The organism is Nostoc sp. C057 (assembly GCF_013393925.1).
GTDB lineage: Bacteria > Cyanobacteriota > Cyanobacteriia > Cyanobacteriales > Nostocaceae > Nostoc > Nostoc muscorum_A.
The window spans coordinates 1,471,237-1,485,853 of record NZ_CP040281.1 but is presented as its reverse complement, the minus strand read 5'-3'; the positions used below and the strand labels follow the sequence as shown (position 1 = coordinate 1,485,853).

10 protein-coding genes are annotated in these 14,617 nt (G+C 39.1%); 5 read left to right on the top strand and 5 right to left on the bottom strand.

Features of this window, described 5'->3' with window-relative positions:
- Nucleotides 1–237 precede the first annotated feature (237 nt).
- Both FD724_RS06355 and FD724_RS06350 read left to right on the top strand, forming a co-directional pair.
- Nucleotides 238–1,203 carry an aldo/keto reductase gene (locus FD724_RS06355; RefSeq protein ID WP_179071972.1) on the top strand — a complete coding sequence of 322 codons (966 nt, stop codon included), beginning with the start codon at nt 238–240 and terminating at the stop codon, nt 1,201–1,203.
- 234 nt (nt 1,204–1,437) lie between these two features.
- Nucleotides 1,438–2,430 (top strand): hypothetical protein, encoded by a 993-nt coding sequence (locus tag FD724_RS06350; RefSeq protein ID WP_179071971.1) that lies wholly within the window; start codon nt 1,438–1,440, stop codon nt 2,428–2,430.
- Nucleotides 2,431–2,588: 158 nt separating this feature from the next.
- On the opposite strand, the gene FD724_RS06345 is transcribed toward FD724_RS06350, so the two are convergent.
- A complete protein-coding gene (locus FD724_RS06345; RefSeq protein ID WP_179071970.1) occupies nt 2,589–2,753 on the bottom strand; it encodes a hypothetical protein in 165 nt (54 codons plus the stop codon).
- Nucleotides 2,754–3,068: 315 nt separating this feature from the next.
- On the opposite strand from FD724_RS06345, the gene FD724_RS06340 reads away from it, so the two are divergent.
- The gene (locus FD724_RS06340; protein ID WP_179071969.1) at nt 3,069–3,938 is read left to right on the top strand and encodes a hypothetical protein; all 870 of its coding nucleotides are present in this window, start codon (nt 3,069–3,071) and stop codon (nt 3,936–3,938) included.
- Nucleotides 3,939–4,005: 67 nt separating this feature from the next.
- Nucleotides 4,006–4,998 carry a pentapeptide repeat-containing protein gene (locus FD724_RS06335; protein WP_114085823.1) on the top strand — a complete coding sequence of 331 codons (993 nt, stop codon included), beginning with the start codon at nt 4,006–4,008 and terminating at the stop codon, nt 4,996–4,998.
- A gap of 103 nt (nt 4,999–5,101) precedes the next feature.
- Here FD724_RS06335 and FD724_RS06330 read toward each other — a convergent pair whose 3' ends face one another.
- The 3 genes from FD724_RS06330 to FD724_RS06320 form a co-directional block, all read right to left on the bottom strand.
- Nucleotides 5,102–5,467: a hypothetical protein gene (locus tag FD724_RS06330; protein ID WP_179071968.1), complete on the bottom strand. Its 366-nt coding sequence runs from the start codon at nt 5,465–5,467 to the stop codon at nt 5,102–5,104.
- A gap of 243 nt (nt 5,468–5,710) precedes the next feature.
- The gene (locus tag FD724_RS06325; protein ID WP_179071967.1) at nt 5,711–6,514 is read right to left on the bottom strand and encodes a peroxiredoxin-like family protein; all 804 of its coding nucleotides are present in this window, start codon (nt 6,512–6,514) and stop codon (nt 5,711–5,713) included.
- Between the two features lie 581 nt (nt 6,515–7,095).
- Nucleotides 7,096–7,335 carry a hypothetical protein gene (locus tag FD724_RS06320; RefSeq protein WP_179071966.1) on the bottom strand — a complete coding sequence of 80 codons (240 nt, stop codon included), beginning with the start codon at nt 7,333–7,335 and terminating at the stop codon, nt 7,096–7,098.
- 252 nt (nt 7,336–7,587) lie between these two features.
- Here FD724_RS06320 and FD724_RS06315 point away from each other — a divergent pair, with 252 nt between their 5' ends.
- A complete protein-coding gene (locus FD724_RS06315; protein WP_179071965.1) occupies nt 7,588–8,664 on the top strand; it encodes an AI-2E family transporter in 1,077 nt (358 codons plus the stop codon).
- A gap of 83 nt (nt 8,665–8,747) precedes the next feature.
- Here FD724_RS06315 and FD724_RS06310 read toward each other — a convergent pair whose 3' ends face one another.
- Nucleotides 8,748–14,210 (bottom strand): ATP-binding sensor histidine kinase, encoded by a 5,463-nt coding sequence (locus tag FD724_RS06310; RefSeq protein WP_179071964.1) that lies wholly within the window; start codon nt 14,208–14,210, stop codon nt 8,748–8,750.
- Nucleotides 14,211–14,617: the final 407 nt, after the last annotated feature.

The window sequence follows — 14,617 nt, the reverse complement described above, 5'->3', positions numbered from 1 at the left end:
GATTGCTATATTGCCAACACTGTTAATGCAGACCAAGTAAGTGGTAACATCCAGAACAAGTATGCTGAAGAACGCTCAACGATAAGAAGACTTGATTTGAAATGATTTTCCGTGATAACCTACGTTTATCTTTTAAACTACGGTTTATTAATGGATTTATCGTAGTTTTAATAGCATACTGTATTTTTAATTTAAGTTAGCACATAGTAATTCTAAAACTGTCTGAAGAAAAAACTCATGGTCATTACACAAAGGCGTAAACTTGGACGTTCAGAACTAGAAGTATCACCAATATCTTTTGGTGGTAACGTATTTGGCTGGACTATTGATGAAAATAGTTCATTTGAGATTTTAGATAGTTTCATAGAGGCTGGAGGTAATTTTATTGACACAGCTGATGTCTATTCCAAGTGGGTTCCAGGAAATCAAGGTGGAGAGTCTGAGACAATTTTAGGAAAATGGCTCAAGCAGCGCGGTCATCGCGATCAAGTGGTGATTGCAACTAAGGTTGGCAACGATATGGGTGTTAGAGGCCAAGGGCTTTCTCGTAAACACATTCAACAAGCTGTGGAAGACTCGTTGCAGAGGTTACAAACCGATTACATCGATCTATATCAATCGCATATCGACGATGAAAACACTCCACTTGAAGAAACTCTTGAAACCTACGCAGAATTGACTCGTCAGGGAAAAGTACGTGCGATTGGTGCTTCAAACTATAGTGCAGAGCGTTTGGGGCAGGCATTAGAAATTAGCCGTCAGCATGGCTATCCTCGCTACGAAAGCCTTCAGCCCCGTTATAACTTGTATGATCGAGATGATTATGAACAGGATTTACAACAAATTTCCCAAGAACAGGAAATTGGTGTGATTAACTATTCCTCTCTATGCAGCGGCTTTCTCTCTGGTAAATATCGCTCAGAGAAAGATTTGTCTATTAGTCTTCGTGGTAATTCTGTAAAAAGATATTTGAACCCTCGTGGCTTGCGAATTCTAGAGGCAATTGATCGGGTGGCAACGACTTATAATTCTACTCCCACCCAAGTTTCTCTGGCGTGGCTCATTGCTAATCCCAGCATTACTGCTCCTATTGTTAGTGCAACAAAGGTTGAGCAACTCAACGATATCATCAAAGCTGTCAATATAAAGCTCGACCAAGATGCTATTGACCTTCTTAATCAAGCCAGTTCCTCAAACGCCTAGTACGGCTACTTGAAAGTCAACACTCAACAGTTATTCCGCCGGACAAGAGCTTTCTTTTTTGAAAAAGGGCGTGTCGCATTTAGTAGATTGTTTGGTGCAGTCCTGTGTGGATATTAGTCATAAGAGCGATCGCTGGGGAAGTCTATCACGTTTGGCAAGTCCTTCAAAAAGAAAAAAATTATACGAAAACTTTCCGTACAATAAATAGTTATGTATGTCGTTTGATTTCATCCAATGACGTGGTTTGAAACATTGACCGGTTTTCCTGAAGAGTCCCCACAGCAGGTTTGGCAGAATATCACTGTTGACGGTAAGGTATTGAAATCTCATGTGAATGGGAAAGTAATGGTTTGCGGTCAGTTGGAAACACCGTCTTTAGCCGAACTCAGAGAACGTGTCCATGCGAGTGGATATCAGGTTGGGAAAATATCGGTACGCGAAATAGTTGCCAACGTCCAGCATTTGCACATAAATGAATCGAATGCTGATTCGCTTTTTCAAGTAGCTTCCCAATTCAATCTGCTTGAAATGGTATCTCCAAATGTAACGCCTGAGAGTGGTGTGGGGATTTATGAGAATGATCCTACCCAGGGGCCAGCCTGTGCGATCGCGGCTGGTGCAGGAACAATTTATCGAAACTACTTTGCAACTGTAAATGGGCAGACCGGACAATCAACAACAAACCAAATCGATTGTCTTGCAGATATGGGAGTAGCATTGGGAAATTCCAAAAACCGTCTTTGGGAAATGAGAAACGGTTATGCTTTGGCATCACATAACGGTTTGGTTGAGATTTCAAATCGACTTCGAGCCGCAAGCGAGACTGAACTTGATGGATTGCGAGAGTTGTTACGAATCGGCATTCAATGGAGTACGCAAGTAACGCTCAATGATTGCAAGCATACGATATCACAAGCCTATTGCTCTGCCTTGCCAGTTAACTACTCTCGTCATTCCTCAAATCTTTGGACGGAATTTGCACGCCTCGTTTTAGAGGCATCCTATGAGGCAACTATTTGTACTGCAATCTTGAATTCAATCAGAAATGGAAACAACAGATTGTTTCTTACGCTTCTCGGTGGTGGAGCATTTGGCAACGAAACCGATTGGATTATTGGAGCAATCCAACGTGCCTTGAACCTTTACAAGTATGCTGATCTTGATGTAGCGATCGTAAGCTATGGCTCATCCAAGCAATATGTCCAACAACTTGTCAACCAATACTAATCTAAGTAACACATAACTATTAGCTGTAATATAACAAGTCAGTGTAAGCTATGGGAACCTGGCTCAAATAATTAGAATATTTATACAACCGGAGCTTGTACTTAAAATAGCGACAATATCAGCAGCTACCTACTAAAACAGCCAATTTAGAGTTTGAGCTAGATGATTCGCATTTTTTCAGGCAATTTCTGCGACTTCGCACCAGATTTACCACCAACACGCCACTCATAACTCCAATAGCCCATATCAGCAAGGCTTTCGGCAATTGCGGATGTCGTCAATGGATGCGGTAGTACTTGGGATTGCCTTGAAACTGTAGGCATCCTTACCTTGTGCCAACCCTAGGCAAAGTGCTTCGACATGACTACACAAGCTAGATAAAAAGGGTATAACATAAGACCAGCCCTTTCAAAGTGAGTAGAAATTATCAAAAGTGAATTCCTCTCTAAATCTCTTTTCTATTTTAGAAAATCTGATGCCTGCTCTCAGACTTTCTGCTGTGCCTCTGCGGTTAAATAAATAACTTATAAGCCACTTTTGACACAGACAATGTTCCGAGAAAAAGATTTTACGAGTTACGTTGAAAAGGTTAACTTTATCATTTGTTCCTATTTAATACTTGTGCTGGAGATTTGCCGATGAAAACTATATCTAGTCTCGATGCAGTAACGAAACATTTAGAACAGCATGAAAACTCTAAACGGATTAAAAAATTAATATACTCAGCTTGTAAAAATATTTGGGAGAATGATGAAGAGACGCTAGATAGGTTTAAATTACAAGAATTAATTCAAGAATTATTTAGATTGAATCCTACTACCAACAACTTAAATTATAGTTTATCTGAAGTTGTAAAAACTCTTAACAAACAAGCTGAATACGCCATAATCGCCAATGTTATTTTTCATCAAATGCAGAAGCTATATATAACGCCTGAAGAACCAACAGGAATATTTTTAAATAAACCTCATCAAGAAGAATCAACAGGAATATTTTTAAATCAACCTCGAAACGAGGAACCAATATCATTAGATTCTATATATAAATCTCCAAACAGTCAAATCAAATATCAATATAATCAGTTTGATTTACGACAAAATATTATGAAGTATACTAACCCACTTAGGGCTAAAATAGTTCTATTTTCCGCACTTGACAAAAAATTTACTTTCAATGAAGAAGACTGGTTGAAACTCAAGACTCAAAAACTTGATGATTTATTGCTGAAATTATTTAATATCTGTCCAACTCTTAGAGAGCTTGAATCTAAATTAAATAGTGCTGTTATATCTCTAGGGAAGCCGGATGAAAATATTCAAGCAGCTAGTGCAATTATCCAATCTATGCGAGCTTTATATGGCGATATATCACCCAGCGCCAATGGATATAACCCGTTTAACAACGATTCATCTCCAGAAACGAAAACACCAGTTAATCCTTATCATCGAATTGGACTCAATGATGATGGTAATACCTGTCAATTTCTAGCACCTCCTCCCAAAGAATAATGGTAATTTTTGATTATTGTTAATCCGAGAAAAATTTAAATATTTGTGGTAATTGATAGGAAAAAACATGGATGCCAATGAACTTCTAAAGCGCTATGAGAATGGAGAAACAAAATTTATTGAGGCCAACTTAAATGGAATAAATTTGTTTGGTGCAGACTTGATTGGCATAGCTTTAAATAAAGCAGATTTGGGTAATGCCATCCTAATTTTTAGCTATCTAAGTCGGGGAATTCTGAATCACGCAAACCTAGTTTGTACAAAGCTAAGTGGTGCGAACCTAAATCAGGCAAGTTTAATCAGCGCCAACTTGCATGATGCTAATTTACATGGTGCAACTTTGCAGGGTGCTGATTTGCGTAATGCAAATTTAACTTTGGCATATATGTTAGATACTAACTTGATGAATGCCGATTTACGTGGTGCAGATTTGAGTGGTGCAAATTTAACTGGTGCGTGCCTGCGTGGGGCTAACCTGCGAGAAGAAAAGAGAATGTACTCTGCTAGTCTACGGGGTGCTAATCTTCATAAGGCTGACCTGCGGGGCGCTGATTTAACTGGTGTAGACTTATCTAAAGTTGATTTGAGTGGTGCTAACTTGAGTGAGGCAACGCTACGTTATGCCGATTTGAGTGATGCCAATTTGAGTGAAGCGATTTTGCATAATGCATCTCTGGCAGATACTAACATCGGGGGTGCTAATTTGAAAGGTGCTAACCTGATGAACGCTAGATTGGAACGTTCAAACCTCATTGATGCCGAACTTACAGGTGTTAATTTGTATGGTGCAATTATGGCAGATGCTAAACTGACTAGATGTCAGATGAGTGGAGTAAACCTAAGTTTTGCAAGGCTAAATAGAGTTGATTTAAGTCGGGCTAACCTGCGTCAGGCTAACCTCACAGAAACAGACTTGGTTGATGCCTATCTTGCCAGGACAGACTTGACTGGTGCTAATTTAAGTAAGGCAAATTTGATCAGAGCAGAAATGAGTAGTACAAATCTGACGGGTGCAAATCTGCGTGGTGCAGTCATGCCTGATGGAACAATTAATGACTAAAAATATACATGGGCAATACTCACTATTTTGTCTCGAACAAGTCTGCTTAAGTTAGGATTTACACATAAAGATTCTCTGGCAAAATTGGCTGTAAAGTTTACTATTAACGCTGCCAATCATATATTAATCGTCCATGACGATCGCGCACAAGTTCCCATTCTCCATGACGATATGGTTGCCCATGATAATTTACAGAGCGATAGCGTCGTCTATAATAATGTCGTCGATTCCTCTGGCGTTGATAATAATATTTTCCAGTTCGTTGCCGTCTATGATAACGTCGTCGAGTCCGTCGGTGAGCTAACAAAAGCTCTTCACTTTGCTCTCCAACTAATTTTGTCTGTGCGTCAAGAGCCTGTTCATTAAGAACATTATTGAGAGTGTTATCCTTGGCTTCAGCCAAACCAGATGGATAAATAAAAGCTAATAGCAAGAACACAATTGAGGATAGCTTTTTGAAACGGTTCACGTCTTTGCTTTTCCTAAACTATTGGTAATGATTTTATTTAATACTTAAATTGAGTAACCATATAGTTCATACTTCACAAACTTGAAGAGAGCAAAAGTAATAAAAGTACTTGTATGAAATATGAAGATAGTTAACTACAACAGGCAACCAGATGATGTACATCTGTTATGGGGCAAATGCACACAAAATCGTTCAATTTCACAACTTTGTTAGGTTAGATATTATTGAAATAGCAATTATGAATTATGAATTATGAATTGAGGTAAAGCTATCTGTTTCGATAAGGGATAAAAATGATAGGGGCTGACTCATATTAGCAGCAAAGCCCAAAATTCCTGGATCTCGATGTTCGTAAAGTAACTGACCTTGGGTATCAAACAGAAAAGTTCCACCACGCTGAGTTAAGTAGGCAGAATTAGGTACATAAGTATGCCAATTTCTCAGAACTTCCACCATATTCCGTAGCCGTAGAGTAGCTAATTCAAAGGGACGTTGAAACCCAATTCCTCCAGCTAATTGGAAAAACGAGCCTTGAAACGCAGGTAGAGGAGTACCTTGAATAATTTCATCATCTTCAATGAGTTGAGGGGCTTGACGATCGCCTCTGTATCCCCGAAAAACTTCTCTTAGCGTTCCAGGACTTCCAAACCCTGCACACATAAACAGTAGATTTAGCCAAGCTTTCTGAGTAGGGGAAATTCCAGGGATAGGGAGATTTAGACCTGAATAAAGTTTGAGTTGTTGATGTAGTTCTGCATTAGGTTCAACAAATAAATTTTCGGCTGGAAATCCTGTATATTCGCAGAATTTTGTTCCAGAAGCGCGATCGCCAATTCCGACTGCACGAATAGCGAGTTTTTCAGGAGGCAATTTTTTAGCTTCGCGCTGTAACCACCACGCATATTCAAGACTATCAAAATCCCCAAGTTGTGGCCAGACTAAAATAAGGATATGTGAGGCAGTCTCGCAATTTTCTAGTAGAGGTCGGGTTATGCCATCACTAACACGCTGAAGTTTGGTCTGATTAAGGATAGCGTAGGGATTCATTACAAAGTATTAACTGCTCAATTTTAGTCGATTTTAACTCAATACAGTTCAGATAAGACCAAAACACTTGTAGAGACGACGATTTATCGCGTCTCAAAAACCCAAAATTTTTACCAGTAGCCCTTAACTGAACACAACTCCGGCATTAATGGCGATCGCTTCCACTGGTCTTCCAATAGCTTGAATTTGGTTATAGAGGGTTTCGACTCCATTGTATGTGGCGAGATCCGCCTGTACGGTTTCAACCTTGGCACCTAGTTCTTCAAAAGCACCAGCCGCTTCATTAATGCTAGAGCCGGTAGCTGTGACAACCAGATCAAAGCCGATTACAATCTTTCAACTTTTACCATCCTACGGAAGCAGTTGTGCGTAGGCGCAGCCCGCCGTAGGCATCGCGTCTTCCTAGTGAAAGATAACAACTGTGTATTTGAGAGTCATTCATAGAACATTTATCTACCTCTCAAGCTCAGAGTTTATTCCTTCAATGCCTTTTAACTGAGGAAACCGAATATAGCAGGTTAAAAGTAACTGATTCATCCTGCATTTATCCAATACCCTTGGTTGATACCTAAGCAAGTTGTCTAAAGAGCGATCGCACTCACTGCCTTGACAATAGAAGAAGCGTCAATATTTGCTGCAAAAGGCACAAAGCAAAAATTAACTCGTTGTATGAAAGCGATCGCATCTGCCACCGGATTTTGCTGTGTTAAAAAGTCGCCTTTCCTAGAGGCGATAATTTTGAGATTCAGCCCGTTGGATTCGTCAAAGGAACAAACTACTATTAGGTAAATTGAGAAATCATCTTTTTCATACAGACGCACAAAATAGTTAAACTTCCTTCTCAAGAAAGATGACTTGAATGTCTAGACCTCTCTGAGGATAAATAGAATAAAAGTAAAGCTAGGGAGTAAAATATCTGAGCGAATTAAAACTGACTTGACTATATGGTCACAAACAGGAGAGAAAAACTATACTTGTGGCGATCAGGCTTACAGCTACCTTTAAAAAGAAAAATTCTGTGCTATCCCAGGCACTAAATTTGGAAAATTAAAACAGAAGAATAAGTGATAGTAATGACAAATCTCAGAGATACAGAGAATGGATGGTCGCAGTTAACTCGTGGTGCGCCATTGGCAGTAATGTTAGCAGCAGCACTCTACATTTTATATCAACTTTTACCAGTATTAGAACTTTTAGTTGTTGCAGCATTGATTGCTTTAATTTTAAGAACGCTATTAAGGTTTTTGCAAAAGTTAGTCAAATCACAGGATATTGCTGTTTTGCTACTAATTGGATTAATCATCGGATTTGTTGTGGTATTAGCTACTGTAGTTCTACCTAGTGTGACATTTGAATCTCAGAAATTAATCAAAACATTACCAACTTATCTCAATAGATTGACAGGAGATGTTGAGCAACTGCGTCAGAAATTCACTTTTATTCCTGACATTTCCCAAGCACTAATACAATTACAAAATTTAACCAACCAGTTACTAGGAGGAGTACCCGTTTTCTTAGGTGAAGCTTTAAATTTAACCGTTGAGTTGGTAGCGACGTTAATTTTAGCGCTTTACATGGCTTACGATCCTAATTCCTTAGTGAAAGGGATTTTAAGATTAGTACCAAGGCGACATCATCAACGGTTTAAACGAATCCTTAAGGCTTGCGAGACAAGATTGCGAGGCTGGATTTTTGGGACAGGAATAGCGATGATATTTCTGGGTGCTGGAGCAACATTTGGACTTTTTATTTTGGGGATTCCGTCAGCTCTACCATTTGGTATTATTGCAGGATTATTTGAAATAATTCCTTACTTTGGTTCGATCATTGGTGCTTTTTTACCAGCATTAGTAGCATTGAGTATTTCACCGCTAAAACTAGTATTTGTGTTGATACTTTTCTTTTTAATGAATCAAATAGATGCCCATGTTGTTCAGCCTTTGGTGATGGGTCAGCAAGTTAATATCCATCCAGTAATGGTGATTGTGACATTTTTGGTAATGGGTAAGCTATTTGGATTTATTGGTGTGCTGCTTGCAGTGCCTGCGGCAGCAGTCATAATTACGCTTATTGATGAGTTTACACCTGAAGAAAACCTGATAGAGCCAGTAGGAGTTGAAACTAGAATAGATGTTCAATCGAACGATTAAATAAGCCTTCTTGCTTCAAGTACAACACGGCGGAAATAAACCACCCATTCTAAATCAATGAAATGCTTACGCTGTATTCATTTTTAATTTTTAATTCCGCCTTGCGGTACTAGCCTTGCCTGAAGGGGGATAGAAACAATAAATTCAGCCCCTTGTCCTAAAAGGGATACACATTCTAACTGTCCTCGATGCTTTTTAGTCACAATTTGGTAACTAATAGATAGCCCTAAACCAGTGCCTTTACCAACAGCTTTGGTAGTAAAAAAGGGTGTGAAGAGTTGCGATCGCACATTTTCACTGATACCAGAACCATTGTCAGCAATGCGAATGACGGCGAAATCGCCTTCAACAGTAGTACGAATTGTAATGATACTTGGCTGAAGTGCGATATCGGCATAAGTCCGATGTTCGTTAAATTCCTCTAAAGAGTCGATCGCATTTGCGAGCAGGTTCATAAATACCTGATTCAGTTGTCCAGGGTAGCACTCTACAGGTGGCAGGTTGCCATATTCCTGTATTACCTGAATTCCGGGAGAATCTGGTTGGGGTTTGAGCCGATTTTGCAAAATCATTAGGGTACTATCAATGCCCTCATGGATATTAACGGCTTTAACATCAGCTTCGTCTAGGCGGGAAAAGTTTCGTAAAGATAATACAATTTGACGAATGCGATCGGTTCCCACTTGCATGGAAGCTAACAGCTTCGGTAAGTCTTCCATCAAAAAATCTAAGTCTATTTCATCTATTTCATTTTGAACTTGAGGTGGTAAATTCTGGTTTTGTTGCTGATAAAGTTGTACTACACTCATCAAGTCTTTGACATAATTATTTACGTAAGTCAGGTTGCCGTAGATAAAGCTGACTGGGTTATTAATTTCGTGAGCAACACCTGCCACTAACTGCCCTAGGCTAGACATTTTTTCGCTTTGCACCATCTGAGACTGGGTAAGCTTCAATTCATCAAGCGTGTGTTCTAGCTGCTTTGCTTTCTCACGCGCTTGTGTTTCCGAAATTTCTAACTCCTGGGAGTATATGTGCAAATTTGTGTAGAGCCGAGCATTTTCTATAGAGATGGAAACTTGCGAAGTTAATAAGTTTAATACTTCTAATCGATCTGCGGTAAAGACTCCAGTAGTGAGGTTATTTTCCAGGTAAAGAACTCCAGTTAGCTTACCCTGATGAGAGAAAGGCAAACACAAAATTGATTTGGGTTGATTGGCAACAATATAGTTGTCACTTACAAAACGCTCTGTGTGGCTAGCATCGTCTAAAACCAAATTTTCTTTTGTTCTTTCAACATAGTTAATCAGCAAAACTGGTAGCTTATGCTTTACTTGAAACAGACTAGACGATCGCACTGTCACCTCATCTCGATCAATGCTTCCTTCGGCTTCAATCACCCACTGGTTCTCTCGTTTTACAAGTAGATAACCCATTTGGGCACCAGCATTCTCGATCGCGATCGTCATCATTTTCTCCAGCAGAGGATTTAACTCCATCTCGCTTGAGAGTGCTTGAGACGCTTTAATTGCTGTGCTTAAATCTAAAGTTTGGGTTTTAGCTTCAGAAATATCCCGAATCTGCTTTGTAGCCGTACTACGCCCATTTACCTCCCCGGCTGGATCTCTAAAAAGTTGGGAGTATTGTTCATCCAGTTGCCGAACTTTACCCGTAGCTTCCCATTTGAGATAGCGATAGCGGGCTTCTTTAAAATAAACTTTGGCAAAGTTTATTCTATCCTTGTCCAAGTAAAATCGAAATGCGAGTTCGTTTGCTAAGGCTTCATTTTGTAAATAACCGTTTTCGGCAGCAGAAGCGATCGCTAAATCGTACAGCTCCATTGCCTGATAATCTTGTTTAGAAATCCGAGCAATTTCAGCTTGAATCAGCAGAAACTTGTGTTGATAATTGGTTGGGCAGTGCATTGCCCATTGCTGGAATTTTTCTAAGTTGGCATTTAGTTTATGCAGATAAATGACTTGAGTTGCGATATCTACCTCCGCATAAGCCCCTGCTAAGGCAATACTTTGGTGAAAATAGAAAACAGGATTAATAAAAATTCCTCGCGCTCCCGCAACAAATTTTTCGGCATTCTCTGCATACTCAACAGCTTTGGTATACTCTCCATACCAGTTACAGATTGCCAGTTTATAGATGTAAACCACAAATGCACTCAACATATCCGAAGATGCTAACGCAAACTCTAGCACTTGCCGTTCATCTGCCCAAGTGCCAACAAGTTCGTCAATCTTGCCTGCTGGCTTAGTCAAGTTAGCGATCGCTTCCATCGCCAGCAGATGGTAGTTCAACATATTTTTGTCAATCTTGCGGAGGCTAGGAATAAAATCTTTGGCTACTTCTGCGGTTTTTTCTAAAGATTCATTGCCAAATAAGCATTGCCATAAAAAATTAACTGAACAATAACCAGACCATTGATAAGAACCTGTTTCTAAACCACTATTAAATCCTTTTAATAAATAAGGCTTACCCTGGCTAATATGGTCTTTGTAGTGGCAGATTAAACCTCCCCACATATTCAAAATATTCGCTTCCAATTCCTTCGTTCTTAAAATCTCATGCAAACGCAGAGATAATTCACCAAATTCATAACCTGAATCTACCTCACCATATTCAAATACTAAGTTGAAAGAATACAGCATGTAACCAAATACAGAAATTCTTGAGTTGCCATACTGAACTGAAAGTTGAGTTATATTCATTGATGTAATATGCAACGCTTTAGATCCTAAAAAGTAGGCAATGGGCCAAACTTCTTTTAAGATGCGTTGAGCTATTAGCTTCTCTTCGTCTTGCATTTGTGGTAATTCTGCGAGACTAAAAGTTGAGCGATCGCCAATAACTTTTTTTGTTTGATTGAGTTTTTCTAATAGATATGCATCATCGGGATAAGCTGCAAACTCAAAACCTAAAAGTTCCAAGGTGTTTAACCCAATTTTATATGCGGAGTTTAAATCATTCTCCATGCGATAACACATAATCCGATATTCATTTACTCGGCACATATCAAGAGTAGTTTGAACCTTGTTGAAAGTCTGCTCAAAAATCAGCAAGGCTTTTTCATAGTTACCATTTAAAAATTCTGCTTCTCCAACTTGTAAATATAAAGTTAATGTCAGTAAATATTTATCTTCCCAGCTATTTACAGGTAGAGAATTCATCCCTGTTTCTAGCAATTTGAGCGCAGTTACAAACGCCGAAGATGATTTTGCTCGCTGCCCTGCTTTCAGATTTAATTCTGACAGTTCATATCTTTCTGCTGGTTCCACAATCAATGAACTGCCAGCATTGAGGTGGTTGACGATCTCAAAAAGATGCTCTTCCAACTGGGCTTTTTCAGTATTGTGTAATAGTAATTTTCCTACCTTCAGGTGTACTTGTTTTTGCTGGTCGGTTGGAATTAAAGAATAGGCAGCTTGCTGAACGCGATCGTGCAAAAACTTATAATCAACTTGTACCGCCTTATCACAGTATGTTGCTAATTCTGACTGATTCAACAACTGAGGAATTTTGTAAGTATCGCTTAAAGGTAAAATTAATCCCGCCTGCAAAGCTGACCATAAATCAATTGCTGTTGCTGATGGAGATTTTTCGTTGACTACAGCTAGCATTTCTAAATTAAAACGGTTTCCAACACAAGCAGCTAATTGTAAAACTTGTTGCGTTGGTGATGACAATCTCTGAATTTTATTCACCATTAAATCGACTACATTATCGGTAATGGCTTGTTCTTGAATTTTCTTGAGATCCCACTTCCATAAGCCTAAACGATAATCAAATGTCAAGAGATTATCTTGATGCAATACTTTTAGTAACTGAGTCAAGAAAAAGGGATTACCTTGGGTTTTTTGAAATAGCAAATCAGCTAGAGGTTCTGCCTGAGATGATTCGCAGTTGAACGTGTCACTAAGTAGTTGAGTAATATGAGATGTTGCTAATGGCTTCAAAAGTAACTCTTCAACGGTTGCTCCAAATGCTCGAATTGCCTCTAGCATTAGCATCAGTGGATGAGTGGGACTAACTTCGTTATCTCGGTACGCCCCAATTAGCAATAAATACTGACTTTCTGGGTCAGTCATCAAATTTTCCACCAGCTTCACAGAGGCAGCATCTGCCCATTGGAGGTCATCTAAAAACAGTACTAAGGGATGAACAGCAGCAGTAAAGGCATGGATAAATTGCTTAAATACCCGATTAAAACGGTTTTGAGACTCAGCAACCCCCAATTGCGGTACAGGCGCTTGCTGCCCAATAATCAGTTCTACTTCCGGGATGACATCAATAATAACTTGACCATTAGCTCCCAATGCTTGTAGTAATTTATTTTTCCAAACCTCAACTCTGGCTTGGCTTTCAGCTAATAGTTGTCGCATCAATTCTCGAAATGCTTGAATCAAAGAAGCATAAGGAATATCTCGCTTGAGTTGGTCAAATTTGCCACCAATAAAGTAACCTCGTTGCCGCACAATCGGTTTGTGAACTTCGTTAACTAGTGAGGATTTGCCGATACCTGAGTATCCTCCTACCAACACAACTTCGCTGGAACCAAGACTAACTTGATCGAATGCAGCCATTAAAGCTGCCACTTCTACTTCTCGACCATAAAGTTTTTGAGCTATTTGGAATTGATGCGAAAAATCCTGCTGACCTAAGCTAAAAAGGTCAATGCTGCCTTTTGTTTGTAGTTGTATTGCTGCTTGTTCTAGGTCAGCCTTTAACCCATAAGCACTCTGGTAACGGTCTTCAGCAGTTTTGCTTAGAAGTTTCATAGCGATCGCAGAGATTCCCAATGGTACATTAGGATTAATCTCGTGCGGAGCTACAGGAATTTTCGCAATGTGACAATGCACCAACTCCATTGAGTCTTGAGCATTGGGGAAGGGAAGCTGACCAGTCAGCATTTCGTAGAAACTGACACCTAATGAGTAAAAATCTGTCCGATAATCTAAGGTTCGGTTGATACGTCCGGTTTGCTCTGGCGACATATAAGCCAGTGTTCCTTCTAGAAGGTTGAGGCTAGTAATTTCTGGACTTTCTTTGGATAACAGCGAAGCGATGCTGAAATCAATCAGTTTTATTTTTTCGGTATTGGGGTTATAAAGAATGTTTTCGGGCTTAATATCCTTATGGATAATGTGATGGGTATGTAACTCTCCCAATGTTTCAGTAATTTGATTGGCAATATTAAGAAATTTTGTAATTTCAATCCCTGTCCTAGATATCTGATGTTTTAAGCTTTCTCCACCAAAGTCTTCTAAAACCAGTGCTAGACCATTATTGTAGCCGTTGTCATAACTGATTAATTCATGGGCTTTAATTACACCTGCAATATTCAGATTTTGGATGATTTCGTATTCGTGCTTGAGTTGGGCAATCTCTTTGATACTGGGATACTCTGCTTTGAGCAGTTTGATAACAACTGAGTGTCCGTTAGCCTTGGAGTATGCTCGATAAATTACTGTGGCAGCAGCTTCATAAATTAAACTTGTAATACTATAGTCAGGGATGTGAGCAATTAATTTAAACATTAATACTTGTCTGAATGTTGTTTTTTAATAAATTTTGGTAGTTACTATGATAGTTCCCAGAATTCAAGTCAAGTTAACTCTTAAAATGCTAATTAAATAAAGATTAGCCTCGCTAATCTTTAGCACCACGCAATGACTATAAACTTTCTCTGACAGTGTGTACAGTTCGTTTATTTACGTAATAGTCTAAGTCTAGTTATGCTAAATAACTGGCGAATTTACCTACTTGCATCAATCTAAGAGCCACAAATACAGATTTGTACTGAAGTGAACGATCATCAGCAAATACGCATTGCGATTTTTCAAATTTGGGTAAAACACATCAGGCTTGGTTATTATTGCTGATTTATTGATAGCTTTGTCAAAATCTTGACAAAATTACCCGATTGTCAAATAACTGAGGTGAC

What these genes read in the sequence shown, in the direction of transcription:
- FD724_RS06310 (WP_179071964.1), bottom strand. Translation starts at nt 14,210, where the DNA reads ATGTTTAAATTAATTGCTCACATCCCTGACTATAGTATTACAAGTTTA.
- FD724_RS06325 (WP_179071967.1), bottom strand. Translation starts at nt 6,514, where the DNA reads ATGAATCCCTACGCTATCCTTAATCAGACCAAACTTCAGCGTGTTAGT.
- FD724_RS06355 (WP_179071972.1), top strand. Translation starts at nt 238, where the DNA reads ATGGTCATTACACAAAGGCGTAAACTTGGACGTTCAGAACTAGAAGTA.
- FD724_RS06315 (WP_179071965.1), top strand. Translation starts at nt 7,588, where the DNA reads ATGACAAATCTCAGAGATACAGAGAATGGATGGTCGCAGTTAACTCGT.
- FD724_RS06340 (WP_179071969.1), top strand. Translation starts at nt 3,069, where the DNA reads ATGAAAACTATATCTAGTCTCGATGCAGTAACGAAACATTTAGAACAG.
- FD724_RS06335 (WP_114085823.1), top strand. Translation starts at nt 4,006, where the DNA reads ATGGATGCCAATGAACTTCTAAAGCGCTATGAGAATGGAGAAACAAAA.
- FD724_RS06345 (WP_179071970.1), bottom strand. Translation starts at nt 2,753, where the DNA reads ATGCCTACAGTTTCAAGGCAATCCCAAGTACTACCGCATCCATTGACG.
- FD724_RS06350 (WP_179071971.1), top strand. Translation starts at nt 1,438, where the DNA reads ATGACGTGGTTTGAAACATTGACCGGTTTTCCTGAAGAGTCCCCACAG.